The sequence below is a fragment of the Streptomyces sp. enrichment culture genome (genome assembly GCF_964273145.1).
GTDB lineage: Bacteria > Actinomycetota > Actinomycetes > Streptomycetales > Streptomycetaceae > Streptomyces.
In genome coordinates this window covers 3,853,285-3,876,956 of record NZ_OZ186873.1, presented here as the reverse complement: position 1 = coordinate 3,876,956, position 23,672 = coordinate 3,853,285, and the positions used below count along the sequence as shown (strand labels likewise).

At 72.5% G+C, this 23,672-nt stretch carries 24 protein-coding genes; 3 read left to right on the top strand and 21 right to left on the bottom strand.

Features of this window, described 5'->3' with window-relative positions; all coding sequences use genetic code 11:
• Positions 1-350: 350 nt before the first annotated feature.
• The 7 genes from tsaE to glmS all read right to left on the bottom strand — a co-directional run bounded on the left by tsaE (position 351) and on the right by glmS (position 8,507).
• On the bottom strand, positions 351-875 hold the full coding sequence (tsaE, locus tag ACSU6Z_RS17645) for a tRNA (adenosine(37)-N6)-threonylcarbamoyltransferase complex ATPase subunit type 1 TsaE (protein WP_437046783.1): 525 nt from the start codon (positions 873-875) through the stop codon (positions 351-353).
• A complete protein-coding gene (locus ACSU6Z_RS17640; RefSeq protein ID WP_437046782.1) occupies positions 841-2,094 on the bottom strand; it encodes an alpha/beta fold hydrolase in 1,254 nt (417 codons plus the stop codon). The genes tsaE and ACSU6Z_RS17640 overlap by 35 nt, the downstream gene beginning before the upstream one ends.
• 96 nt (positions 2,095-2,190) lie before the next feature.
• Positions 2,191-3,399 carry an alanine racemase gene (gene alr, locus ACSU6Z_RS17635; protein ID WP_437046780.1) on the bottom strand — a complete coding sequence of 403 codons (1,209 nt, stop codon included), beginning with the start codon at positions 3,397-3,399 and terminating at the stop codon, positions 2,191-2,193.
• A 244-nt stretch (positions 3,400-3,643) separates the two neighbouring features.
• Positions 3,644-5,113, bottom strand: a complete 1,470-nt coding sequence (locus ACSU6Z_RS17630; protein WP_437046778.1) for an NAD(P)H-hydrate dehydratase — start codon at positions 5,111-5,113, stop codon at positions 3,644-3,646.
• A 270-nt stretch (positions 5,114-5,383) separates the two neighbouring features.
• Entirely contained in the window at positions 5,384-6,076 is a 693-nt protein-coding gene (locus ACSU6Z_RS17625) for a formylglycine-generating enzyme family protein (protein ID WP_437046777.1), read from the bottom strand.
• Positions 6,077-6,107: 31 nt separating this feature from the next.
• Positions 6,108-6,479 (bottom strand): holo-ACP synthase, encoded by a 372-nt coding sequence (locus tag ACSU6Z_RS17620; protein WP_437046775.1) that lies wholly within the window; start codon positions 6,477-6,479, stop codon positions 6,108-6,110.
• 180 nt (positions 6,480-6,659) lie between these two features.
• Entirely contained in the window at positions 6,660-8,507 is a 1,848-nt protein-coding gene (glmS, locus tag ACSU6Z_RS17615; protein WP_437046773.1) for a glutamine--fructose-6-phosphate transaminase (isomerizing), read from the bottom strand.
• A 315-nt stretch (positions 8,508-8,822) separates the two neighbouring features.
• Here glmS and coaA point away from each other — a divergent pair, with 315 nt between their 5' ends.
• Together coaA and ACSU6Z_RS17605 are read left to right on the top strand one after the other, a co-directional pair.
• Positions 8,823-9,791, top strand: a complete 969-nt coding sequence (coaA, locus tag ACSU6Z_RS17610; protein ID WP_437050361.1) for a type I pantothenate kinase — start codon at positions 8,823-8,825, stop codon at positions 9,789-9,791.
• A gap of 16 nt (positions 9,792-9,807) precedes the next feature.
• Positions 9,808-10,749, top strand: a complete 942-nt coding sequence (locus tag ACSU6Z_RS17605; protein ID WP_437046771.1) for a DUF389 domain-containing protein — start codon at positions 9,808-9,810, stop codon at positions 10,747-10,749.
• Positions 10,750-11,145: 396 nt separating this feature from the next.
• Here ACSU6Z_RS17605 and glmM read toward each other — a convergent pair whose 3' ends face one another.
• From glmM to ACSU6Z_RS17585, 4 genes are all read right to left on the bottom strand, one after another.
• Positions 11,146-12,504 carry a phosphoglucosamine mutase gene (glmM, locus tag ACSU6Z_RS17600; RefSeq protein ID WP_437046769.1) on the bottom strand — a complete coding sequence of 453 codons (1,359 nt, stop codon included), beginning with the start codon at positions 12,502-12,504 and terminating at the stop codon, positions 11,146-11,148.
• A 242-nt stretch (positions 12,505-12,746) separates the two neighbouring features.
• Positions 12,747-13,259: a 30S ribosomal protein S9 gene (rpsI, locus tag ACSU6Z_RS17595; RefSeq protein ID WP_003998795.1), complete on the bottom strand. Its 513-nt coding sequence runs from the start codon at positions 13,257-13,259 to the stop codon at positions 12,747-12,749.
• A 42-nt stretch (positions 13,260-13,301) separates the two neighbouring features.
• The gene (gene rplM / locus ACSU6Z_RS17590) at positions 13,302-13,745 is read right to left on the bottom strand and encodes a 50S ribosomal protein L13 (RefSeq protein WP_437046768.1); all 444 of its coding nucleotides are present in this window, start codon (positions 13,743-13,745) and stop codon (positions 13,302-13,304) included.
• Positions 13,746-13,953: 208 nt separating this feature from the next.
• On the bottom strand, positions 13,954-15,183 hold the full coding sequence (locus ACSU6Z_RS17585) for a glycosyltransferase 87 family protein (RefSeq protein WP_437046766.1): 1,230 nt from the start codon (positions 15,181-15,183) through the stop codon (positions 13,954-13,956).
• 74 nt (positions 15,184-15,257) lie between these two features.
• Between ACSU6Z_RS17585 and ACSU6Z_RS17580 the strand changes: the two genes are divergently transcribed.
• Positions 15,258-16,139 carry a hypothetical protein gene (locus tag ACSU6Z_RS17580; protein WP_437046764.1) on the top strand — a complete coding sequence of 294 codons (882 nt, stop codon included), beginning with the start codon at positions 15,258-15,260 and terminating at the stop codon, positions 16,137-16,139.
• Positions 16,140-16,163: 24 nt separating this feature from the next.
• On the opposite strand, the gene truA is transcribed toward ACSU6Z_RS17580, so the two are convergent.
• From truA to secY, 10 genes are all read right to left on the bottom strand, one after another.
• Positions 16,164-17,021, bottom strand: coding sequence for a tRNA pseudouridine(38-40) synthase TruA (gene truA / locus ACSU6Z_RS17575; protein ID WP_437046763.1), 858 nt, complete (start codon positions 17,019-17,021; stop codon positions 16,164-16,166).
• A gap of 74 nt (positions 17,022-17,095) precedes the next feature.
• Positions 17,096-17,614, bottom strand: a complete 519-nt coding sequence (rplQ, locus tag ACSU6Z_RS17570) for a 50S ribosomal protein L17 (protein ID WP_437046761.1) — start codon at positions 17,612-17,614, stop codon at positions 17,096-17,098.
• A gap of 130 nt (positions 17,615-17,744) precedes the next feature.
• The gene (locus ACSU6Z_RS17565; RefSeq protein ID WP_009715858.1) at positions 17,745-18,767 is read right to left on the bottom strand and encodes a DNA-directed RNA polymerase subunit alpha; all 1,023 of its coding nucleotides are present in this window, start codon (positions 18,765-18,767) and stop codon (positions 17,745-17,747) included.
• A 150-nt stretch (positions 18,768-18,917) separates the two neighbouring features.
• Entirely contained in the window at positions 18,918-19,322 is a 405-nt protein-coding gene (rpsK, locus tag ACSU6Z_RS17560) for a 30S ribosomal protein S11 (RefSeq protein ID WP_003956432.1), read from the bottom strand.
• Between the two features lie 63 nt (positions 19,323-19,385).
• The gene (gene rpsM, locus ACSU6Z_RS17555; protein ID WP_437017108.1) at positions 19,386-19,766 is read right to left on the bottom strand and encodes a 30S ribosomal protein S13; all 381 of its coding nucleotides are present in this window, start codon (positions 19,764-19,766) and stop codon (positions 19,386-19,388) included.
• Between the two features lie 198 nt (positions 19,767-19,964).
• A complete protein-coding gene (gene rpmJ, locus ACSU6Z_RS17550) occupies positions 19,965-20,078 on the bottom strand; it encodes a 50S ribosomal protein L36 (RefSeq protein ID WP_003998809.1) in 114 nt (37 codons plus the stop codon).
• 70 nt (positions 20,079-20,148) lie between these two features.
• Positions 20,149-20,370: a translation initiation factor IF-1 gene (gene infA / locus ACSU6Z_RS17545; RefSeq protein WP_003948620.1), complete on the bottom strand. Its 222-nt coding sequence runs from the start codon at positions 20,368-20,370 to the stop codon at positions 20,149-20,151.
• 152 nt (positions 20,371-20,522) lie between these two features.
• Positions 20,523-21,359: a type I methionyl aminopeptidase gene (map, locus tag ACSU6Z_RS17540; protein WP_437046758.1), complete on the bottom strand. Its 837-nt coding sequence runs from the start codon at positions 21,357-21,359 to the stop codon at positions 20,523-20,525.
• Between the two features lie 129 nt (positions 21,360-21,488).
• Positions 21,489-22,142 (bottom strand): adenylate kinase, encoded by a 654-nt coding sequence (locus tag ACSU6Z_RS17535; protein WP_437046756.1) that lies wholly within the window; start codon positions 22,140-22,142, stop codon positions 21,489-21,491.
• Entirely contained in the window at positions 22,142-23,455 is a 1,314-nt protein-coding gene (gene secY / locus ACSU6Z_RS17530) for a preprotein translocase subunit SecY (RefSeq protein ID WP_437046754.1), read from the bottom strand. The genes ACSU6Z_RS17535 and secY overlap by 1 nt, the downstream gene beginning before the upstream one ends.
• Between the last annotated feature and the right edge of the window lie 217 nt (positions 23,456-23,672).

Below are 23,672 nucleotides of genomic sequence, written 5' to 3'. Positions count from 1 at the left end.
GGGGCTCAGGCGGCCTCGCGGTGGTCCCCGGCCGGCCGGGGGGCCGCTGCCGGAAGAACCGGGTCCGGTGCGCGCGGCGGCGTGGAGAGGGCGCTGGCGGCGGCACAGGCCGCCAGCAGGTCGCGCATGGGCACCCCGGATACCCCGGACACCGCAGACGGCTGCGGCTGCGGCTGCGCGTTGGTCTCTGAAGCCGGCACGGACGCCTCCTGGGGCCGGGGGCGGACGCGGTTAGGCATGCCTAACCACTGACTGGGTACCATGTGACCACGCGCGGGACGCCGAACGCAACATCGTTGCCGACAGCTTGTCGGAATCTTCACGGACGGAACGCGGCGCCGCCGTCCGGCTCAGCCGGCGAGCACGCTCAGGTCGGCCGCCGCCCAGCGCTCCCCGACGCCGGTCACCGTCACGTGCCGCACCTCGTCGGTGGTGTCGCCCACGGCCCGGTGGATGAGGATCTGCAGCCGGTCCTCGGTCAGCTCCTCGACCTTGCCCTCGCCCCACTCCACCACGATCACGGACTCGGGCAGGGAGACGTCGAGGTCGAGGTCCTCCATCTCGTCCAGGCCGCCGGACAGCCGGTAGGCGTCGACGTGGACGAGCGGCGGCCCGTCGCCGAGGGAGGGGTGCACCCGGGCGATCACGAAGGTCGGCGAGGTGACGGCGCCGCGCACGCCGAGCCCCTCGCCCAGTCCGCGGGTCAGCGTGGTCTTGCCGGCGCCCAGCTCCCCGGTGAGCATCACGAGGTCGCCGGCGCGCACCAGTTTGGCGAGCCGGCGGCCCAGTTCCCGCATCTGGTCGGGGGAGGTGACGGTGGTCTCGACGGCGGGCAGGGGCTCAGCCGGGCCCTGCGGTGCTGCTGGTGCTTCCATAGCCATCCACCGTAGCCCCTGCGGGCGCCGCGCCCGCGCGGGCGAGCAGGTCGGCGAGGCGGTCGGTGACCACGTCCGGGTGTTCCAGCATCACCAGGTGCCCGGCGTCCGGCACCAGCACCAGCTCGGCGTCCGGCAGCAGGCCGGCCATCGCCTCGCTGTGCTCGCTGGGCGTGACCATGTCCTGGATCCCGGCCAGCACCAGCACCGGCAGGCCCGCGAAGTGGGCGAGCGCCTCCGTCTTGTCGTGGTCGTCGAAGGCCGGGTAGTACTCGGCGACGACGTCGATCGGCGTCGACTCGATCATCCGCTCGGCGAAGCGGGCCACGGCCGGGTCGACGTCCCGGGACGCGAACGAGTACCGCTTGATGATCCCGGCGAACAGGTCCGCGGTCGCCCGGCGCCCCTTCTCCACCAGCTCGGCCCGCTGCCCCAGCGCCCTCAGCACCCCCGGCAGCACCCGCCGCACCGCGTTGACCCCGGCGACGGGCAGCCCGAAGTTGACCTCGCCGAGCCGCCCGGAGGAGGTGCCCACCAGGGCGACGGCGGCGACCCGCTCCCGGATCAGTTCGGGGAACCGGTCGGCCAGCGCCATCACGGTCATGCCGCCCATGGAGTGGCCCACCAGCACGATCGGCCCCTCGGGCACGGCCGCGTCGATCACGGCCTTCAGGTCGCGGCCCAGCTCGTCGATGGTGACCGGCGCGTCGCCGCGCACCTGCGCCACGCCCCGCCCGGACCGTCCGTGGCTGCGCTGGTCCCAGTACACGGCGCGGACGACGCCCCGCAGGGCCGCCCGCTGGAAGTGCCAGGAGTCCTGGCTGAGGCAGTAGCCGTGGCAGAAGACCACGGTGACCGGGGCGGGCGCCTTGCGGCCGAACAGCCGCCGGCGGCGCTGCGCCGGGCCGCCCTCGGGCTCGACGTCGTCGACCTCGTAGTACAGCTCGGTGCCGTCGTCGGCGTACGCCGTTCCGGGCGTGCCGCGCAGCGCGCCGTAGGGTCCGGCCGCGTCCAGGACGAGCCGTGCCCTGCGGCGTATGGAGCGGCCGACGGTGAGCCGCTCCACGGCGACGCCGACCGCCGCGCCCGCCGCGACGACGCCGACCGCCACGCCGGCGATGCCGGTCGCCCGGCGCCAGCCTCCGGCAGCCGCTTCCGTGGCGGAGGCGACGGCCGCCGCGGCCACGTCCGCGATGGCCTCCCCGCTGCTCTCGCTCACGTACCGCTCCTCCTCGCCGGACGGGTGCCCGGTTCGTTCACCGGTGTGGGGCCCTGCGTGTGGCCGGGGCCTGAAGTGCCGGACCGCTCTTGTCGGTTACCCGGCTTGTCGCCCGTTCACCGGGACACCGGCCGCGCGGGTGCCGTCCACGTAGACGCGGGGGACGCGCGGACCGATCCGGGTGACGATCTCGTACGCGATGGTGCCCGCGGCCTGCGCCCAGTCCTCGGCGGTGGGCTCGCCGTGCTCGCCGGGTCCGAACAGGACCGCCTCGGCGCCCGGTTCGGGCTCGTCCCCGCCGAGGTCGACGACGAACTGGTCCATCGCGATCCGCCCGGCGACCGTGCGCCACTTGCCGTCGATCAGGACGGGTCCGGTGGAGGAGGCGTGCCGCGGGATGCCGTCGGCGTACCCCAGCGGGACGAGGCCGAGGGTGGTCGCGCCGGGCGTGGTGTAGCGGTGCCCGTAGCTGACGCCGTGTCCGCCGGGTACGTGCTTGACCAGGGCGAGCGAGGCGCTCAGCGTCATCACCGGGCGCAGCCCGAAGTCGGCGGGGGTGCCGATCTCGGGGCTGGGCGAGAGGCCGTACATCGCGATGCCCGGCCGTACCAGGTCGAAGTGGGCCTCGGGCAGGGTGAGCGTGGCCGGCGAGTTGGCGATGTGCCGCACCTCGGGGCGGACGCCCTGCTCCTCGGCGTACGCGACCATCTCGCGGAAGCGGGTGAGCTGGGCGGCGACGGAGGGGTGGCCCGGCTCGTCGGCGCGGGCGAAGTGCGACCACAGGCCGGTGATCCTCAGCAGGCCCTCGCGCTCGGCCCGCAGGGCCGCCCCGACGAGTTCGGCCCAGTCCTCGCCGGGCTGGCAGCCGCCCCGTCCGAGCCCGGTGTCGGCCTTGAGCTGCACCCGTGCGGGGCGGCCCGCGAGGCGGGCGGCCTCGGTGACCTCCGCCAGGGCCCACATGCCGCTGAGGGACATGTCGAGGTCCGCCTCGATGCCCTCCCGCCAGGGCCCGCCCGGCGTCCACAGCCAGCACATGATCCGCACGTCGGCGGGGACGCCGTCCGCCGCCCGCAGCGCGAGCGCCTCCTGCGGCGTCGCGGCGCCCAGCCAGGTCGCACCGGCCGCGACGGCCGCGCGGGCGCACGGGAGCGCGCCGTGACCGTATGCGTCCGCCTTCAGCACGGCCATGACGGCCGCGCCGCGCGCCCGTTCCCGGAGAACGCGCACGTTGGCCCGCAGGGCGGCCAGATCGATCTCGGCGCGGGCCCGCAGGGGCGCGGTCCGCTGGGCTGCTGTCTCACTCATCGTGACCCAGTGTCTCAGAGCGCCACGCCGGCCGGTCCGGCCGCACCGGCCCGGGCCGCCCGACGCGCCCCCCGTGCCCCGCCCGCCACGCCCCGCACGCCCTCTCGCCTACGTCCCCTCGTCACCCCGCGTCGGGCCCCGTCCCCGTCGCTGCCCGCACGCGCGGGAGCCCGCCCCCGCGCCCGCTCCCGTACGGCATCCCGCCCCGCCGACGCCTCCCCCACCCCGTCACCCCGTCAACCCGTCACCCCGGCCCGCCGCTCCCCCGCGTCCGCTCCCGTGCCACGTCCCGCCACGCCCGCGGGATCGCCTCGGCCACGTCGTGCGCCCCCGCCGGCGCCCCGTCCGCCGCGAACCGCCCGGCCAGCCCGTGCAGGTACGCCGCCACGCTCGCCGCGTCCCGCGCCGGGAGCCCCGCCGCCAGCAGCGACCCCGCCAGCCCCGACAGCACGTCCCCGCTGCCGGCCGTCGCCAGCCAGGACGTCCCCGTGGCGTTCACCCGTACGGGGCGCCCGCCCTCCGGGCCGGCCACCACCGTCGTGGAGCCCTTCAGCAGCACGGTCGCCCGGTAACGTGCCGCCAGCTCCCGCACCGAGGCCAGCCGCGCCGCCTCGACCTCCTCGCGGCTCACGTCGAGCAGGGCGGCGGCCTCCCCGGCGTGCGGGGTCATCAGGGTCGGTGCGGTGCGGGCGCGGACGGCGTCCCGGCCGGCCAGCCGCAGCCCGTCCGCGTCGACCAGTACGGGCACGTCCGCCGCCAGCGCCTCCGCCACGGTCGCCGCGTCGTCCCCGGCCCCCGGCCCGACGACCCACGCCTGCACGCGCCCCGCCCGCCTCGGCCCCCGGTCCGACACGAGCGCCTCGGGGAAGCGGGCGATCACGGCGTCCCCGGCGGGCCCGACGTACCGCACGGCCCCGGCCCCGCCCCGCAGCGCGCCGGACACGGCGAGGACGGCCGCCCCCGGATACCGCGCGGACCCGGCGGCGATGCCGACGACCCCGCGCCGGTACTTGTCGCTCCCGCTCGCCGGCACCGGCAGCAGCCGGGCCACGTCCGCGTGCTGCAACGCCTCCAGGGCCGGCTCGGGGGGCAGTTCGGGCCGCAGCCCGATGTCGACCAGCCGCACCGACCCGGCGTACTCCCGCGCGGGATCCACCAGCAGCCCCGGCTTGTGCGTCCCGAACGTCACCGTCACATCGGCCCGCACGGCGGCCCCGCGCACCTCTCCCGTGTCGGCGTCGACGCCGCTCGGCAGGTCGACGGCGACGACGGCGGCCCGGGCCCGCCGGGCGGCGGTGGCGAGCGGCACGGCCTCCGGCCGCAGCCCGCCCTTGCCGCCGATGCCGACGATGCCGTCCACGACGAGGTCGGCCCGCTCGATCATCCGCTCGCCCGCCCCGGCCTCCACGGCCCGCCCGCCGGCCCGGCGCAACGCGGCCAGCCCGGCGGCGTGCGCCCGCTCCGGCGCGAGGAGCACCGCCGTCACCCCGGCGCCCCGCCGGGCGAGCCGCGCCCCGGCGTACAGGGCGTCACCCCCGTTGTCACCGCTCCCGACGAGCAGCACGACCCGGCTGCCGTACACCCGTCCGAGCAGTTCCGCGCAGACCGCGGCGAGCCCGGCCGCCGCCCGCTGCATCAACGCCCCGCCGGGGAGCCGTGCCATCAGCTCCCGCTCGGCCGCCCTGACCGTCTCCACGCTGTACGCAGTACGCATGCCGTCGAGTGTGCCCCGTGGGCCGCGGACCCTGCCGCATCCGGGGAGGGGGACCCCGCGCCCTCGCACCGGGCGCGACACGAAGAACCCCGGCCCTGTGACACAGGACCGGGGTCTTCACCGAGCGCCGGGCAGGCCTTGCACCTGCATCTCCCCGCAGGAAGCGGGGCGTCTTTCCTTGGACCACCAACGCGCGCCGCATCTCCGCCGTTTCGGCGTTGCGTTCGAGATTGATCTTATCGCATGCGGGGCGCGTCGCGCACGGCGCGTTCAGCCGGCGTTCCCCGGCGGCACGGACCGCGCGAGGCGGAACCCCACGTCGTCGACCCGGAAGGACGGATGACTGCGGCGCCGCACGGAAGCCCGGCAGCTCCAGTGCTCGTCGAACCAGCCCCCGCCGCGCAGCACCCGGTAGGCGCCGTAGACCTCGGCGTCGTAGACGTCCCAGCACCATTCCCAGACGTTGCCGAGCATGTCGTACAGCCCCCACGGATTGGGCCGCCTGCCGCCCACCTCGTGGACCCGGCCGCCGGAGTTGCCGCGGTACCAGGCGATCTCGTCGAGCGGCCCGTAGCGCGGGCCGGAGGTCCCGGCGCGGCAGGCGTGTTCCCACTCGGCCTCGGTCGGCAGCCGGTATCCGTCGGCCGCGGTGTCCCACGCGACGTCGTCGTCCTCGCCGTCGCCCCGCAGGAGGTACGCCGGGCTGAAGCCCTCCCTGCGCGACAGGGCGTTGCAGAACCGGACCGCTTCCCTCCAGGAGACGCCCTCGACAGGCAGCCGCCCCTCCCGGGCGCCGGCCGACCGGTCACCGACGACCTGTGCGTACCGGGCCCGGGTGACCTGGTGCGCCGACAGGAGGAAGGAGTCGACGTCCACTTCCCAACCGCGTCGCGTCCGCCGGTCCGTCAGCGTCACCCGGCCCGGCGGGACGGAGACCGTCCCGCTTCCCCCACCCGCGTCCATGGCCGGATGCTCCCACCCCGCCTCCCGGCCGTCAGCCCTCGGCGACGACCACCGCGGACGCCACCCCCGCGTCATGGCTGAGCGACACGTGCCACGACCGCACCCCCAGCTCGGCCGCCCGCGCCGCCACCGTGCCGGTCACCCGCAGCCTGGGCCGCCCGCTGTCCTCGACGTACACCTCGGCGTCCGTCCAGTGCAGCCCCGCCGGCGCGCCGAGCGCCTTGGCCAGGGCCTCCTTCGCCGCGAAACGAGCGGCGAGGGAGGCGACGCCCCGGCGCTCCCCGCTGGGCAGCAGCAACTCGCTCGTGAGGAAGAGCCGCCCGGCCAGCCCGGGCGTGCGTTCCAGCGACGCTCCGAACCGGTCGATCTCGGCCACGTCGATACCGACCCCGATGATGCTCATGCGGAGCACCTTACGAGGCGCCGCCCGGAGCTCCTCCCCCACCACCGGACAGGTCCTCCGCGGGCCGGGTCCGGACCCGGCCCGGTGGGAACGGGCGGGCGGCCCGGACCGGCCGGGCGGTGGTGGACCGGCTCCGGCGGACGGCGGGGGAAGGCCGTTCCCCCGCGCCCCGGCAAGGCCTCACTCCACCGTCACCGACTTCGCCAGGTTCCGGGGCTGGTCCACCTCGTTCCCCCGCGCCGTCGCCAGTTCGCACGCGAAGACCTGCAGCGGCACCGTCGCCACCAGCGGCTGGAGCAGCGTCGGCGTGGCGGGGATGCGGATGAGGTGGTCGGCGTAGGGGACGACCGCGTCGTCGCCCTCCTCCGCGATGACGATGGTGCGCGCGCCCCGCGCCCGGATCTCCTGGATGTTGGACACGATCTTGTCGTGGAGGACGGACCGCCCCCGCGGCGAGGGCACCACCACGACGACCGGCAGGTCCTCCTCGACCAGCGCGATCGGCCCGTGCTTCAGCTCGCCCGCCGCGAAGCCCTCGGCGTGCATGTAGGCGAGTTCCTTCAGCTTGAGGGCGCCTTCGAGCGCGACCGGGTAGCCCACGTGGCGCCCCAGGAACAGCACCGTGTTCTTGTCGGCGAGGGAGCGCGCGAGCTCCCGTACCGGCTCCATGGTCTCCAGCACCCGCTCCACCGCGCCGCCGATCCGCGCCAGGTCGCGGATGACGTCCCGGATCTCGTCGCCCCACTTGGTGCCCCGCACCTGGCCCAGGTACAGCGCCACCAGGTAGCACGCCACCAGTTGCGTCAGGAACGCCTTCGTCGAGGCGACGGCGACCTCCGGCCCGGCGTGCGTGTACAGCACCGCGTCCGACTCCCGCGGGATCGTGGAGCCGTTGGTGTTGCAGACGGCCAGCACCCTGGCGCCCTGCTCGCGGGCGTGACGCAGCGCCATCAGGGTGTCCATGGTCTCGCCGGACTGTGAGATCGCGACGACCAGCGTCCGGTGGTCGAGGATCGGGTCGCGGTAGCGGAACTCGCTGGCGAGTTCGACCTCGCAGGGGATCCGGGTCCAGTGCTCGATGGCGTACTTCGCGATCAGCCCGGCGTGGAAGGCCGTACCGCACGCGACGATGACCACCTTGTCCATCTCGCGCAGCTCCGAGGCGGGGATCCGCACCTCGTCCAGGGTCAGGGAGCCCGACGCGTCGATGCGGCCGAGCAGGGTGTCGGCGACCGCCTTGGGCTGCTCGGCGATCTCCTTCAGCATGAAGTGGTCGTAGCCGCCCTTCTCGGCGGCGGAGGCGTCCCAGTCGACGTGGTACGAGCGGACCTCCGCCGGGCGGCCGTCGAAACCGGTCACCGTCACGCCGTCCCGGCGCAGTTCGACGACCTGGTCCTGACCCAGCTCGATCGCCTCCCGGGTGTGGGCGATGAACGCGGCGACGTCGGAGGCGAGGAAGGACTCGCCCTCCCCCACACCCACCACCAGCGGCGAGTTGCGGCGCGCGCCCACGACCACGTCCGGCTCGTCGGCGTGCACGGCGACCAGCGTGAACGCGCCCTCCAGCCGCCGGCACACCAGCCGCATCGCCTCCGCCAGGTCGGCGCAGGAGGAGAACTCCTCGGCGAGCAGGTGGGCGACGACCTCGGTGTCGGTCTCGGAGGCCAGCTCGTGCCCGCGTCCGGCCAGCTCGGCCCGGAGCGCGGCGAAGTTCTCGATGATGCCGTTGTGGACGACGGCGACCCGGCCGGCGTTGTCCAGGTGCGGGTGGGCGTTGGCGTCGGTGGGGCCGCCGTGGGTGGCCCAGCGGGTGTGGCCGATGCCGGTCGTGCCGGCGGGCAGGGGCCGTTGCGCCAGCTCCTTCTCCAGGTTGACGAGCTTGCCGGCGCGCTTGGCGGGGGCGAGGCCGCCGTCCGCGAGCACGGCGACGCCCGCCGAGTCGTACCCCCGGTACTCCAGCCGCTTCAGCCCGGCCATCACGACGTCGAGGGCCGACTGCGACCCCACGTATCCCACGATTCCACACATGGGCGGCAGCCTACGGCGGCTTCGCGCCCCGAACCCGCCTCCGCGTGCCCGGAATCGGAAATTCCCACCGGTGCACGAAGCGCCGGCGGGAGCGGAACCACCGGACGGCCGGGGACGGGGGCCGGTCCGGCCCCGCGGTCCGCGCCTCCGCGGCCGGTCGTGCCGGCGACCGCGCGGCGGCGCGGCGGCGCGGCGGCGCGGCGGCGCGCGGCCGGCCCCCGAAGGGCCCGCCGCGGTGTCCGGACGTGACCCACCCCACCCGCCGTCCCCGCCGGACTCCGTTAACAATGGACTGTGATCTCTCCGGCTCCCTCGATGCCCCGGAGCGCCCACCGGCACAGGCCGGAGGCGACTCCCTACGTCGACCTCACCCGCGCCGAGTGGAGCGCGCTGCGTGACAAGACGCCGCTGCCGCTGACCGCCGAGGAGGTCGAGAAACTGCGCGGCCTCGGTGACGTCATCGACCTCGACGAGGTGCGGGACATCTACCTGCCGCTGTCCCGGCTGCTCAACCTCTACGTCGGCGCCACCGACGGCCTGCGCGGCGCGCTCAACACCTTCCTCGGCGAACAGGGCTCCCAGTCCGGCACCCCGTTCGTCATAGGGGTGGCGGGTTCCGTCGCCGTCGGCAAGTCCACCGTCGCCCGCCTCCTCCAGGCCCTGCTGTCCCGCTGGCCCGAGCACCCGCGCGTGGAGCTGGTGACCACGGACGGCTTCCTGCTGCCCACCAAGGAGCTCCAGGCACGCGGCCTGATGTCGCGGAAGGGTTTCCCCGAGTCCTACGACCGCCGGGCGCTGACCCGCTTCGTCGCCGACATCAAGGCCGGCAAGGACGAGGTGACCGCCCCGGTCTACTCCCACCTCATCTACGACATCGTCCCCGGTGAGAGGCTCGTCGTGCGCCGCCCCGACATCCTCATCGTCGAGGGCCTCAACGTCCTCCAGCCCGCCCTGCCCGGCAAGGACGGCCGCACCCGGGTCGGCCTCGCCGACTACTTCGACTTCAGCCTGTACGTCGACGCCCGCCCCGAGGACATCGAACGCTGGTACCTGAACCGCTTCAAGAAGCTGCGCCAGACCGCCTTCCAGGACCCGTCCTCGTACTTCCGCAGGTACACCCAGGTGTCGGAGGAGGAGGCCCTCGACTACGCCCGCACCACCTGGCGGACCATCAACAAGCCCAACCTGATCGAGAACGTCGCCCCCACCCGCGGCCGGGCCACCCTGATCCTGCGCAAGGGCCCGGACCACAAGGTGCAGCGGCTGAGCCTGCGCAAACTGTGACCGCTACGCTGCCGCCATGCTGCACCTGCGCCTGATCTGCCCGGCCGACCGGACCGACGAGGTGGTCCGCGTGATCGAGCGGACGGTCGGCACCACGCACCTCGCCGTCCTCCCCGGCGCCGCGCGCACCCCGTCCGGGGACCTCGTGCTGTGCGACGTGGCCCGCGAGGCGGGCGACGAACTCATCGGCGAACTGCGGGCGCTGGACCTGGACCGGACGGGCTCGATCGCCGTGGAGAACGTCGACCTGTCGCTGTCGCGGCGGGCCGAGAGGGCCGAGGAGGAGGCACCGGGCGAGCCCGCGGACGCGGTCCTGTGGGAGCACCTCGCGGACGCCACGCACGAGGAGTCGACGCTCTCCGTCACCTACGTCGCCTTCATCACGCTGGCCACGATGATCGCGGCCTGCGGTGTGGTGCTGGACAACGCCGTCCTGATCGTGGGCGCGATGGCGGTCGGCCCGGAGTTCGGGCCGCTGGCCGGCTTCTGCACGGCCCTGGTGCGGCGGGCGTCGCGCCTGGCGCTGCGGTCGCTGGTCGCGCTGCTGGTGGGCTTCGTGGTGGCGATGGCGGTGACGGTCGTCTTCAGCCTGTTCATGGACGCCGCCGGCCTGTTCACCGAGGCGAAACTGGAGGGCAAGCGTCCGCAGACGGACTTCGTCTACGCCCCCGACTGGTTCTCGTTCGTCGTGGCGGTCCTCGCCGGCACGGCGGGCATGCTCTCCCTGACCTCCGCGAAGTCCGGCGCCCTGGTCGGCGTCGCCATCTCCGTCACCACGGTCCCGGCCGCCGCCAACGCGGCCGTCGCCCTGTCCTACGGCGACATGAAGCAGACGGTGGGCTCCACCGAGCAGCTCCTGCTGAACCTGCTCGGCATCGTCCTCGCCGGCACGCTGACGCTGCTCGCCCAGAAGGCCCTGTGGACGAACCGGCGCCCGCGCATGACGAAGTCCGGCTGAGCCCTCCCCGCGGATCGTCCGGTCACCGGCGCGGCGCCCGCCGCACGAGGTGTTCGGAAGCGCCTCCCCGGTGCCGCCGGGCCGGCCGGCCCGTTCGGGCGCCAGGGCGCCGGCCGGGCGGGCGCGGACGCTCCCGGCGCGGCGGCCCCGGCCCCCACGACGGCACCGGGCCGCCGCCCGGGCGCCGGCGGGACCGGCCCGGACGCGCCCTGAGCCCCCTCGCGCCCCCACGCGGAGCGGGGGCACCACCGTGGACGCGCTCGTGCGCGTTCCGCCGTACCCGGCCGGCCGCCGCGACCACCACCGGACACCGCCCGCCGGGGACCCGCTCCGGTCAGGCGGCGCGGCCGGACCGGCGGCCGGCCGATCCGGACGGGACCGCCCGGCCCGGCTCGCTCAGCCGAGCGCCGACTTCACCGCGTCGGCCAGCCGCCCGGCCACCGTCCGCGCCTGCTCGATGTCGGCGGCCTCGACCATCACCCGCACCAGCGGCTCGGTGCCGGAGGGACGCAGCAGCACCCGCCCGGTGGAGCCGAGTTCGGCCTCGGCCTCGGTGACCGCGGTGGCCAGCTCGGCGGAGGTGGCGACCCGGGACTTGTCGACGTCCGGCACGTTGACGAGCACCTGCGGCAGCCGCTCCATGACGGAGGCGAGCTCCTTGAGCGTACGGCCGCTCTCGGCGACGCGCGCCGCCAGCAGCAGGCCGGTCAGCGTGCCGTCCCCGGTCGTGGCGTGGTCGAGGACGATGACGTGACCGGACTGCTCGCCGCCCAGGACGTAGCCCTTGTCCTTCATCTCCTCCAGGACGTACCGGTCGCCGACCGCGGTCTGCACCAGCCGGATGCCCTCGCGCTCCATGGCCAGCTTGAAGCCCAGGTTGGACATGACGGTCGCGACAACGGTGTCGGCGCGCAGGGCGGAACGCTCCCGCATCGCCAGCGCCAGCACGGACAGGATCTGATCGCCGTCCACCTCGCTGCCGGTGTGGTCCACGGCCAGGCACCGGTCGGCGTCGCCGTCGTGCGCGATGCCGAGGTCGGCGCCGTGCTCGACGACGGCTTCCTTCAGCAGGTTCAGGTGGGTCGAGCCGCAGCCGTCGTTGATGTTGAGGCCGTCCGGCTCGGCACCGATGGTGATCACCTCGGCACCGGCCCGCGCGAACGCCTCCGGCGAGACCCGGGCGGCCGCGCCGTGCGCCTCGTCCAGGACGATCTTCAGCCCGTCCAGGCGGTTGGGGAGGGCGCCGAGGAGGTGGGCGACGTACTGGTCGAAGCCCTCGTCGTACTCCCGCACGCGGCCCACGCCGGCACCGGTCGGGCGGTCCCAGGGAGCGCCGGTGCGGTGCTCCGCGTACACGGCCTCGATCCGGTCCTCCAGCTCGTCGGCGAGCTTGTGACCGCCGCGGGCGAAGAACTTGATGCCGTTGTCCGGCATGGCGTTGTGGCTGGCGGAGAGCATCACGCCGAGGTCGGCGCCGAGCGCGCCGGTCAGGTGGGCCACCGCGGGCGTCGGCAGCACGCCGACCCGCAGCACGTCCACGCCGGCGCTGGCCAGGCCCGCGACCACGGCCGCCTCCAGAAACTCCCCGGACGCCCGCGGGTCACGTCCGACCACCGCGGTCGGCCGGTGTCCTTCGAACGTGCCCGCCTCGGCCAGCACGTGCGCCGCGGCGACGGAGAGGCCGAGCGCCATCTCGGCCGTCAGGTCCGCGTTGGCGACACCGCGCACGCCGTCCGTGCCGAAGAGTCGTCCCACTTGTCCTCCTGAGGAAGCATCAGTTCCGAAAAGCCGTGCCGGTGCGGCCCACGCACGCGCCTTCCGCATCCCGGGCAGACGACGGCATCGCCCCGCGATGCTCTTGCGACGCCCGATCATTCGATCGCACAAGCCTATGAACACCTTGTGCTGTTATACGCCTACAGGCGGTGATACACGAACGCCCCGGCAGCACTGTGGCGTGCCGCCGGGGCGTTCGGAGTACGAGCAGGCGACCTGGATTAGCGCTTGCTGTACTGCGGAGCCTTGCGGGCCTTCTTCAGACCGGCCTTCTTCCGCTCGACCGCGCGGTCGTCGCGGCGCAGGAAGCCGGCCTTCTTCAGCGGGCCGCGGTTGTTGTCGACGTCGGCCTCGTTCAGCGCACGGGCGACACCGAGACGGAGCGCACCGGCCTGACCCGAGACACCGCCGCCCGCGATGCGGGCGATGACGTCGTAACGGCCCTCGAGCTCGAGCACCTTGAAGGGCTCGTTGACTTCCTGCTGGTGCACCTTGTTCGGGAAGTAGTCCTCGAGGGTGCGACCGTTGATCTTCCACTTGCCGGTGCCCGGAACGATCCGGACGCGGGCGATGGCGTTCTTGCGGCGACCCAGGCCGGCGGCGGGCTGGGGCTCACCGAAGCGCGAGGCGAGGGACTCGGAGGTGTACTCGCCCTCCACCGGAACCTCGGACTCGGTGGTGTAGCTGTCGATGTCAAGCTCTTCGAGCGGCTGCTCGGCAGTGGTCTCGGCCACGATTCTCCTCAGATTCTCTTCAGTCTTAGGGGGTGGCCGGACTTACTGCGCGACCTGGGTGATCTCGAACGGCACCGGCTGCTGGGCAGCGTGCGGGTGCTGGTCGCCCGAGTAGACCTTCAGCTTCGAGAGCATCTGACGGCCCAGGGTGTTCTTGGGGAGCATGCCCTTGACGGCCTTCTCGATGGCCTTCTCGGGGTTCTTGGCCAGCAGCTCGTCGTAGCGGACGGAGCGCAGACCACCCGGGTAGCCGGAGTGACGGTAAGCCATCTTCTGGGTCCGCTTGTTGCCGGACAGGTGCACCTTGTCGGCGTTGATGATGATGACGAAGTCACCAGTGTCGACGTGCGGCGCGTAGATCGGCTTGTGCTTGCCCCGCAGAAGGGTGGCGGCGGTGGAGGCGAGACGGCCCAGGACAACGTCCTGAGCGTCGATGACGTGCCACTGGCGCGTCACATCGCCGGGCTTGGGGCTGTACGTACGCACGGTTCGTAGCCTTCGCTTCTTCAGTGAATGGTCCTGACAAGGTCACCGAAGACGATCACGACAGCCTAGACCGCACAGCGGTGACGCAAGCCGCGTGCCTGGTCGCTGGTCATCGGCCCGGTGGACCGGTGTAAGGGCCCCTCACGTGAGAATGAGCAAGCCAATACACATAACGAAAGTGCAGGATACCTGCGGCGCGGCGGCCGGGTCAAAACGGGGCCGCGGGCACCCGCGCCGACCGCTCGGCCCCACCAGTGTAGGCGGGCGGCTCCCCCGCCGGTCCCGGGCCGCCCCCTCCCCCGCCCCGGCCCCGCACCGCCTGGCGCGCGACCACCCATGCCAGCACGCACAGGGTGACCGCGTCCTTGAACGCCCGGCGCCGCCCCGTCTCCAGATACGGCCAGGTCAGTCCGGGCAACTGGGGCACGAGGGCGAGCCAGAACCAGGGCCGCCGGGCCACCGAGCCGCCCCGCGGCAGCCCGGCCAGCAGCACCGGCAGCACGACCAGCAGGTAGTGGTCGTAGGAGGGCCGGGAGACGAGGAACGCCGCGAGCATCAGGCCGGCGGCGGTCTCGGCGAGCCGCAGCGGACCGGGCCCCGCGCGGCGCCAGCGCCGGTGGGCGCACCCCGCCCCGAGGGCCGCCGCGAGCACCGCGGCGGCCCCGGCGAGCGGGCGCGGCACCCCCAGGCGCGGCAGCACGGCCGCCGGGGACGCCTCGTACAGCCGCACGAAGCCGTCGTCGCCGTGGAGCAGGAACGGCAGGGTGCGGGTGAAGAAGCCGGCCGGGTCCGGCATCAGCAGCGCCGCCCCGGCGGACGCCAGCGCGGGCACCAGCAGCACCGCGCCGAGGGCCCGCCGGCGCCCGGCGAAGAGGAAGAGCAGCGCCAGCGGCGCCAGCAGCGGCTTCAGCGCGACGGCGGCGCCCACCACCACCCCCGCGGCCGTCCACCGGCCCCGGCTCGCCAGCAGCAGGCACAGCGGCAGCGCCACCGCCGCGGTCACCGTCCAGTTGCCCAGCCGCACCAGGTGCCCGAACGGCGCGAAACCCGCCGCCAGCCCGATCAGGCCGAGGGCGGCGAAGCGGCTGCCCGGCGGAACGCGGTACAGCCTCAGGGCGCAGGCCCAGCCCAGGGCCAGCAGCCCCGTCACCGCGAGCGGCACCAGCACCCGCAGCACCCCCGCGGGCAACAGGGCCTGCGGCACGGCGGCCAGGACCGCGCTCGGGAAGTACAGGAAGTGGGGGTCGTCGTAGGGGTCGCCGCCCGCCAGCCAGGTCCGGGCGGCCCGCACGACGATCGCGTTGTCCATCCCCCCGTCCGGGGCCACGCGCGCCGCGTGCGCCGCCGGCGCGCCCAGCACCACCGCGAGCGCCGCCCACAGGTACCGGCCCGCCGGCCGCACCAACCACCCGGAGATGTCGCTTTTGCCCGTTCGCATGGGAGGAACGCTAGGGGCTGCGGGGCTCCCGGGGGCGGACCAGCACGCCCCGTCTCCCGTCTAAGATGCGCCCCATGAGCTTTGGGCAGGGGGGACCCGACTCCCAGTGGAATCCCTGGACACCACAATCCCAGCAGTCCCAGCAGCCCTGGAACGGTGGCGGGGACAGCCCGGACTGGGAGGCGCTCGCCGAGGCCTCCGAGGCCCGCGCCAAGCGCCGCCGGCTGCTGTTCATCGGCGGCGGCGCGCTGGCCACCGTGGCGGTCGCCGCGGCCGTCACCGCGGCCGTGGTCTCGGCCAACGGCTCCGGGACGCACGCGGGCGGCCCCTCCGGCTCCCCCACCACCGCCGACATCCCCAGCGAATCGGCCCCGGCCCCCTCCTTCGCCCCGACCAGCGCCCCGCCGCCGCTGAACCCGAAGGACTTCGTCTCCAGCAAGAAGAAGGACACGGCCCCGCTCGGCGCGGGGATCCTCTTCCCCGGCACGCAGCTGACCATGGGCGGGACGGTGTACAAGAAGGGCCCGCTGGCCGACACCCGGGCCTGCGCCTCCGCCGCCCAGAAGACCCTGCCCGCGGTCCTCACCGGCAACGGCTGCACCCGCCTGATGCGGGTCACCTACACCAAGGACGAGATCGCCGTGACGCTCGGCGTGGCCGTCTTCGACACCGAGGCGCAGGCGAAGGCCGCCAAGAGCCAGGCCGACAAGAGGAGCATCGTGAGCCCGCTGATCGGCGACGGCGTGAAGTCCTTCTGCACCGGCGCCGTGTGCCGCTCCACCACCAACGCCTACGGCCGCTACGCCTACTTCACGATCGCCGGCTTCACCACCGGCAAGGACGTGACGACCGGGGACACCGAGGTCTTCAAGGCCGGTGACGACCTGGCCGAGTTCGCCTTCCGCCAGATCCTGCGGCGCGGCGAGGCCCAGGCGTCGGCCGCGGCGGTCGGATAGCCCGCCGCGGCCCCGCGCCGCCGCTCAGCAGCACCCGGCGGCGGGCAGCGTCCGCTTCCGCCGCGCCTGGAGGTTCCGCGCCGCCAGCAGCTCGTCCGCCGGGTAGCCGACCTCCTCCAGGGTCAGCCCGTGCGGCCGCACGACGTGCACGGCCGAGTCCCGTACGCCCGCCGCCAGCACCTTGGCGGGCCACTCGGGCGGCCGGTGGCCGTCGCCGACGAACAACAGGGCGCCGATCAGCGAGCGCACCATGTTGTGGCAGAACGCGTCGGCCCGCACGGTGGCCGTGACGATCCCGTCCTCGCCGCGCACCAGGCTCAGCTCCTGGAGCCGGCGGATGGTAGTGGCGCCCTCGCGCCGCTTGCAGTAGGCGGCGAAGTCGTGCTCGCCCAGCAGCCCCCGCGCGGCCTCGTTCATGGCGTCGACGTCGAGCGGCCAGTCGTGCCACAGGACGTGCCCGCGCAGCAGCGGGTCCACCCCGCCCGGGTCGTCGGTGACCCGGTAGGCGTACCGGCGCCAGATGGCGGAGAACCGGGCGTTGAACCCGGCGGGCGCCTCGGTGAGCGACCACACGCGCACGTCCTTGGGCAGCCGCCCGGCGAGCCGCTTGAGCAGCTTGTCCCCCTGCTCGTCCCACAGCTTCCGCGGCAGGTCGACGTGGGCCACCTGACCCCGCGCGTGCACCCCGGCGTCCGTACGTCCGGCCACGGTCAGCTCGTACGTCGTGTCCCCGGACCGCGTGACCGTGCGCAGCGCGTCCTCGATCTCGCCCTGCACGGTCCGCTTGCCGCCGGCCTGCTTGGCCCAGCCGTGGAAGCCGGTGCCGTCGTAGGACAGGTCGAGGCGGATGCGGACGTGCCCGGGCTGTACTTCGTCACTCACGTGCAGTTCCCTCCAGGTACGCGAAAGCGGGCCCGCCCCGCGAAGGGCGGACCCGCTCAGCGCGAGGCGGTGCCTCAGGCGTCCTTCGCGTCACCCTCGGCCGCGTCCGCGGCGGGCTCGGCCGGAGCCTCGGCGGCGTCGTCGGCCTTGGTCTCCTCGGCCTTGGCCTCCTCGGCCTCCTTGACCGCGCGCTTGGTCGCGGCCTCGGCCTCGCCGGTCGCCTGCTGGGCGACCGTCAGCGCCTCGACCAGCTCGATGACGGCCATGGGCGCGTTGTCGCCACGGCGGTTGCCGATCTTGGTGATGCGGGTGTAACCGCCCGGGCGGTTCTCGTACCGCGGGCCGATCTCGGTGAAGAGCGTGTGGACGATGCTCTTGTCCGTGATGACCTGGAGCACCTGACGGCGGTTGTGAAGGTCGCCCTTCTTCGCCTTGGTGATCAGGCGCTCGGCGTACGGCCGCAGACGGCGGGCCTTCGCCTCGGTGGTGGTGATGCGGCCGTGCTCGAACAGCGACTTCGCGAGGTTCGCGAGCATCAGCTTCTCGTGCGCGGCGCTGCCGCCCAGACGGGCACCCTTGGTGGGCTTCGGCATCGTGTTTCTCCTAGGTGTCTGCCCCGGCCGTATCAGGTACCGGGGTCAGTATCCGAGCAGGCGGTCGCCTGTCGGAGATCCGGGGCGGCCCCGAGGGGGCGCCCCGGAAGCGGACCGTCGGTCCCGAGCCTCAGTACTGCTCGGTCTCGACGAACCCGGCGTCCGCGTCGTCGTCCGCGCCGAAGGCGTCGGCGGCGGCGGTCGGGTCGAATCCGGGCGGGCTGTCCTTCAGGGCCAGGCCCATGCCGGCCAGCTTCGCCTTGACCTCGTCGATCGACTTCGCACCGAAGTTGCGGATGTCGAGCAGGTCGGCCTCGGAGCGGGCGACGAGCTCACCCACGGAGTGGATGCCCTCGCGCTTGAGGCAGTTGTAGGAGCGGACCGTGAGCTCCAGCTCCTCGATCGGCAGCGCCAGGTCGGCGGCGAGCGCGGCGTCCGTCGGGGACGGGCCCATGTCGATGCCCTCGGCGTCGACGTTCAGCTCGCGGGCCAGACCGAACAGCTCGACCAGGGTCTTGCCGGCCGACGCCATGGCGTCACGCGGACGCATGGCCTGCTTGGTCTCGACGTCGACGATCAGCTTGTCGAAGTCGGTGCGCTGCTCGACACGGGTCGCCTCGACCTTGTACGTGACCTTCAGCACGGGGCTGTAGATGGAGTCGACCGGGATACGGCCGATCTCCTGGCCCACCTGCTTGTTCTGCACGGCGGAGACGTAGCCGCGACCGCGCTCGACGGTCAGCTCCATCTCCAGCTTGCCCTTGCCGTTGAGCGTGGCGAGGACGAGGTCGGGGTTGTGCACCTCGACACCGGCCGGGGGCGCGATGTCGGCGGCGGTGACCAGACCCGGACCCTGCTTGCGCAGGTACATCACGACCGGCTCGTCGTGCTCCGAGGAGACGACCAGCTGCTTGATGTTGAGGATCAGGTCGGTGACGTCCTCCTTGACACCCGGCACGGTGGTGAACTCGTGCAGGACGCCGTCGATCCGGATCGAGGTGACGGCGGCACCCGGGATCGAGGACAGGAGGGTGCGGCGGAGGGAGTTGCCGAGGGTGTAGCCGAAGCCCGGCTCCAGCGGCTCGATCACGAACCGGGAGCGGAACTCGTCGACGACCTCTTCGGTCAACGAGGGGCGCTGAGCGATCAGCATGAGTGGATCAGATCCTTCAGTCGGGGGCGCCCGCTATATGACGCCCGACTCGGCCGCACCCGGGAGAGTGCGGGTAGTGCAAGGGTACGGGCGGCACGGCCCGGATACAGGACCGTGCCGCCCGGAGACCACGGGCCGCGAAGCGACGCGTCAGACGCGGCGGCGCTTCGGCGGACGGCAGCCGTTGTGCGGGGTCGGGGTGACGTCCTGGATGGAGCCGACCTCGAGACCGGTCGCCTGGAGCGAACGGATGGCGGTCTCACGACCGGAACCCGGGCCCTTGACGAACACGTCGACCTTGCGCATGCCGTGCTCCTGGGCGCGGCGGGCGGCCGACTCGGCGGCCATCTGCGCGGCGAACGGCGTGGACTTCCGGGAACCCTTGAAGCCGACGTGGCCGGCGGAGGCCCAGGAGATCACATTGCCGGACGGGTCCGTGATCGAGACGATCGTGTTGTTGAACGTGCTCTTGATGTGCGCGTGGCCGTGAGCGACGTTCTTCTTTTCCTTGCGGCGCACCTTCTTGGCAGCGCCCTGACGTCCCTTGGGGGGCATCTCTTACTCCTACGGAGGTGGTCGGTCCTACAGCGAAGACCGTGGACAGGCGTCCGCTGCGGACTACTTCTTGCCCGGCTTCTTCTTGCCGGCGATGGCGCGACGCGGGCCCTTGCGGGTGCGGGCGTTGGTGCTGGTGCGCTGGCCGCGGACGGGCAGGCCGCGGCGGTGCCGCAGACCCTGGTACGTGCCGATCTCGACCTTGCGGCGGATGTCGGCCTGGATCTCGCGACGGAGGTCACCCTCGGTCTTGATGTTGCTGTCGACGTACTCGCGGATCGCGACGAGCTGCTCTTCGGTCAGGTCGCGAACACGGGTGTTCGGGTCGACGCCGGTCGCCGCCAGCGTCTGCTGCGAAAGGGTCCGGCCGATGCCGAACACGTAGGTGAGGGCGATCTCCACGCGCTTGTCGCGCGGGATGTCAACACCGGAAACGCGTGCCATTCAATGGCTCCTGGTGATCTTCGGAGGTCTTCCACAGAGCCGGTTCCCGGCCGCCGTATCAGGTACGAACCGGGTCCCCGGCCTCCGAACCGGGGGTGTCAAACCGCGGTGTGCGGCTTGGGCCCTGCGTATGAACAATTCAGCTCGCGTCGCGCGAATCCCTGCGATAGCGGTGCAGAGGGTGCGGTCGGTCGTGCGTCAGCCCTGGCGCTGCTTGTGGCGCGGGTTCTCGCAGATGACCATGACCCGGCCGTGACGGCGGATCACCCTGCACTTGTCGCAGATCTTCTTGACGCTCGGCTTGACCTTCATGGGATGTGAGGTTCTCCGGGTCAGTTGCCGTCGACCCCGCACACGGGAGCGTGCGGAGCGTGGGCAAGATCTACTTGTACCGGTAGACGATCCGGCCACGGGTCAGGTCGTACGGAGACAGCTCCACCACGACCCGGTCGTCAGGGAGGATGCGGATGTAGTGCATACGCATCTTGCCGCTGATGTGTGCCAGGACCTGGTGGCCGTTCTGGAGCTCGACCTTGAACATGGCGTTCGGCAGAGACTCGACGACAGTGCCCTCGATCTCGATGGCACCTTGCTTCTTGGCCACGCTTCGCCCTTCGAATCGACTACCTTGATCGACTCCGATGTGCACCACTTCGAGCGCATGCAGGCATGCGGGTGCACCAGAGCCGACGAGTCAGTCTACGTCAGTCGGCCCCGAAAGGCGAAACGAGGAAGTCTGCCCCACGGCGGAGGTCATCATGCGAGGGGGTCGGGAGCGGCGGTGACGCCGTACTCGGCGAGCTTGGCCTTGCCGCCGTCGGGGGCCGTCAGGACCAGCGGGCCGTCCTCCGTCAGGGCCACGGAGTGCTCCCAGTGGGAGGACCAGGTGCCGTCGGTGGTGACCACCGTCCAGTCGTCCTCCAGGACCGCCGTCCTCGGCGTGCCCAGCGACACCATCGGCTCGATGGCCAGGCAGAAGCCGGGGACCAGCCTGGGGCCCTTGCCGCGGCGCCGGTCGACGTAGTTCAGCAGGTGCGGGTCCATGTGCATCTCGGTGCCGATGCCGTGGCCGCCGTAGTCCTCGATGATCCCGTACCGGCCGCCGCCGGGCTTGGGCTGGCGGCGGATGTAGGTCTCGATCGCCCGGGAGATGTCCACCAGGCGGTTGCCCTGCTTCATGGCGGCGATGCCGGCCCACATCGACTCCTCGGTCACCCGGGAGAGCTCGACCAGCTCCGGGGCGTGCCCGGAACCCACGAAGGCCGTGTAGGCGGCGTCGCCGTGCCAGCCGTCGACGATCGCGCCGCAGTCGACGGAGATGATGTCCCCGTCCTTGAGGACGACCTCGTCGGAGGGGATGCCGTGGACGACGACCTCGTTCACGGAGGTGCAGATGGTGGCGGGGAAGCCGCCGTAGCCGAGGAAGTTCGGCTTGGCGTTGTGCTCCGCGAGCACCTTGCGGGCGACCTGGTCCAGGTCCTTGGTCGTGGCGCCGGGCACAGCGGCCTCGCGCGTGGCCGCGTGGATGGCGGCGACGACCAGCCCCGCCTCGCGCATCTTGGCGATCTGCTCGGGACTCTTGATCTGCACCATGGGGACTGCGGCCTTTCCGGGGACCGGGGAGTACGGACGTTTCCAACGATACGGGTAGCCCCGCGCCACCCCGCACGCCGCAGCCGCGGCCCCGTCGAGGCCGCGGCTGCGGGCGGACGCACCGTGGGACTACTGGTCGCGCTTGAGCGCCTCCAGCGCGCGGCCGGTGACCTCGTCCACGGCCCCGGTGGCCGCGATCGTCACGACCAGGCCCTGGGCCTTGTAGTAGTCGATGATCGGCTCGGTCTGCGTGTGGTAGACCTCCAGCCGCTTGCGGACCGTCTCCTCGGAGTCGTCGCCGCGCTGGTACAGCTCGCCGCCGCAGACGTCGCAGAGGCCCTCCTTGGCGGACGGCTTGTACGTCACGTGGAAGACGTGGGACGAGTCGTTGCGGCAGATGCGCCGGCCGGCGATCCGCTTGACGACCTCCTCCTCGGGGGCCTCCAGGTCGAGCACGGCGTCCAGCGCGATGCCCTCGGTCCGCAGGAGCTCGTCCAGCGCCTCGGCCTGCGAGACGTTGCGCGGGAAGCCGTCGAGCAGGAAGCCGTTCTCGGCGTCGGGCTGCTCCATGCGGTCCTTGGCCATCGCGATCGTGACCTCGTCGGGCACGAGGTTGCCGGCGTCGATGTAGGACTTCGCGAGCTTGCCCAGCTCCGTCTGCCTGCTGATGTTGGCGCGGAACAGGTCGCCCGTGGAGATGTGCGGAACGCTCAGCTTCTCGGCAAGCCGTGTGGCCTGCGTTCCCTTACCGGCGCCCGGCGGCCCGACGAGGACGATTCGCATCAGCGGAGGAACCCTTCGTAATTGCGCTGCTGGAGCTGGCTCTCGATCTGCTTCACCGTTTCGAGGCCGACACCCACGATGATCAGGATGCTGGTGCCACCGAACGGGAAGTTCTGGTTTGCCCCGAAACCAACCAACGCCATCGTCGGTACGAGAGCGATCAGACCCAGATACAGCGAACCCGGCCAGGTGATCCGGTTGAGTACGTAGCCGAGGTACTCAGCGGTCGGTCGGCCAGCCCGGATGCCCGGGATGAAGCCACCATACTTCTTCATGTTGTCGGCGACTTCCTCGGGGTTGAAGGAGATCGCCACGTAGAAGAACGCGAAGAAGACGATGAGCAGGAAGTACAGGGTGACGTAGATCGGGTGGTTGCCCGTGACCAGGTGGCTCTCGATCCAGGTCTTCCACCCGGAGGTGCCGCTGGAGAACTGCGCGATCAGCGCCGGGATGTACAGCAGCGACGACGCGAAGATGACGGGGATCACGCCCGCCTGGTTCACCTTGAGCGGGATGTAGGTGGACGTGCCGCCGTACGAGCGACGGCCGATCATGCGCTTGGCGTACTGGACGGGGATGCGGCGCTGGGCCTGCTCGACGAAGACCACCAGGCCGACCATGACCAGGCCGACGGCGATGACGGTGCCGAACTCGATCCAGCCGCCCGCCAGGTCGCCCTGGGTCTTGATCGCCCACAGGGCGGACGGGAAGGTGGCGGCGATCGAGATGAACATCAGGATCGACATGCCGTTGCCGATGCCGCGGTCGGTGATCAGCTCGCCGAGCCACATCACGACGGCCGTGCCGGCGGTCATGCAGACCACCATGACGATGGTGGTGAAGATCGCGCGGTCCGGGACGATCTGGCCGGCGACCGTGCAGCCGGAGAAGAGCGCACCGCTGCGGGCGGTGGCCACCAGGCCGGTGCCCTGCAGGATGGCCAGCGCGATGGTGAGGTAGCGGGTGTACTGCGTGATCTTCGCCGTGCCGGTCTGGCCCTCCTTCTTCAGGGCCTCCAGGCGCGGGATCACCACGGTGAGCAGCTGCAGAATGATGCTCGCGGTGATGTACGGCATGATGCCGAGCGCGAAGACCGTGATCTGCAGCAGGGCGCCGCCGCTGAACATGTTGACCAGACCGAAGAGGCCCTGGTTGCCGGACGCCTGGTCCACACACTCCTGAACGCTCTTGTAGTCCACGCCCGGGATCGGGATGTGGGTACCGACCCGGTAGACCACGATGATGCCGAGCGTGAAGAGCAGCTTCTTGCGCAGGTCGGGCGTCTTGAACGCCCGGGCGAACGCGGTGAGCACGGTGCCTCCTGCGACCCCCGCGCAACTGCGTCAAGGGTGACGGTCTTGAGGTTCGACTGACGACTTAATAGCTAACGGTCAACTGCCGCTCAGGGTGCCCCATGTGTGACACCCGTGAAAGAGGGCAGTGCAGGCCACCTTACCGGCGGGACCACTGCCCTAGGAACGACCAACCGGGGATACCCCATTTGTGGGGTATCCCCGGTCGGGATCGCTC

What these genes read in the sequence shown, in the direction of transcription:
- tsaE (WP_437046783.1), bottom strand. Translation starts at nt 875, where the DNA reads ATGGAAGCACCAGCAGCACCGCAGGGCCCGGCTGAGCCCCTGCCCGCC.
- alr (WP_437046780.1), bottom strand. Translation starts at nt 3,399, where the DNA reads ATGAGTGAGACAGCAGCCCAGCGGACCGCGCCCCTGCGGGCCCGCGCC.
- ACSU6Z_RS17630 (WP_437046778.1), bottom strand. Translation starts at nt 5,113, where the DNA reads ATGCGTACTGCGTACAGCGTGGAGACGGTCAGGGCGGCCGAGCGGGAG.
- ACSU6Z_RS17625 (WP_437046777.1), bottom strand. Translation starts at nt 6,076, where the DNA reads ATGGACGCGGGTGGGGGAAGCGGGACGGTCTCCGTCCCGCCGGGCCGG.
- ACSU6Z_RS17620 (WP_437046775.1), bottom strand. Translation starts at nt 6,479, where the DNA reads ATGAGCATCATCGGGGTCGGTATCGACGTGGCCGAGATCGACCGGTTC.
- glmS (WP_437046773.1), bottom strand. Translation starts at nt 8,507, where the DNA reads ATGTGTGGAATCGTGGGATACGTGGGGTCGCAGTCGGCCCTCGACGTC.
- coaA (WP_437050361.1), top strand. Translation starts at nt 8,823, where the DNA reads ATGCCCCGGAGCGCCCACCGGCACAGGCCGGAGGCGACTCCCTACGTC.
- ACSU6Z_RS17605 (WP_437046771.1), top strand. Translation starts at nt 9,808, where the DNA reads ATGCTGCACCTGCGCCTGATCTGCCCGGCCGACCGGACCGACGAGGTG.
- ACSU6Z_RS17585 (WP_437046766.1), bottom strand. Translation starts at nt 15,183, where the DNA reads ATGCGAACGGGCAAAAGCGACATCTCCGGGTGGTTGGTGCGGCCGGCG.
- ACSU6Z_RS17580 (WP_437046764.1), top strand. Translation starts at nt 15,258, where the DNA reads ATGAGCTTTGGGCAGGGGGGACCCGACTCCCAGTGGAATCCCTGGACA.
- rplQ (WP_437046761.1), bottom strand. Translation starts at nt 17,614, where the DNA reads ATGCCGAAGCCCACCAAGGGTGCCCGTCTGGGCGGCAGCGCCGCGCAC.
- ACSU6Z_RS17565 (WP_009715858.1), bottom strand. Translation starts at nt 18,767, where the DNA reads ATGCTGATCGCTCAGCGCCCCTCGTTGACCGAAGAGGTCGTCGACGAG.
- rpsK (WP_003956432.1), bottom strand. Translation starts at nt 19,322, where the DNA reads ATGCCCCCCAAGGGACGTCAGGGCGCTGCCAAGAAGGTGCGCCGCAAG.
- rpsM (WP_437017108.1), bottom strand. Translation starts at nt 19,766, where the DNA reads ATGGCACGCGTTTCCGGTGTTGACATCCCGCGCGACAAGCGCGTGGAG.
- rpmJ (WP_003998809.1), bottom strand. Translation starts at nt 20,078, where the DNA reads ATGAAGGTCAAGCCGAGCGTCAAGAAGATCTGCGACAAGTGCAGGGTG.
- map (WP_437046758.1), bottom strand. Translation starts at nt 21,359, where the DNA reads ATGGTGCAGATCAAGAGTCCCGAGCAGATCGCCAAGATGCGCGAGGCG.
- ACSU6Z_RS17535 (WP_437046756.1), bottom strand. Translation starts at nt 22,142, where the DNA reads ATGCGAATCGTCCTCGTCGGGCCGCCGGGCGCCGGTAAGGGAACGCAG.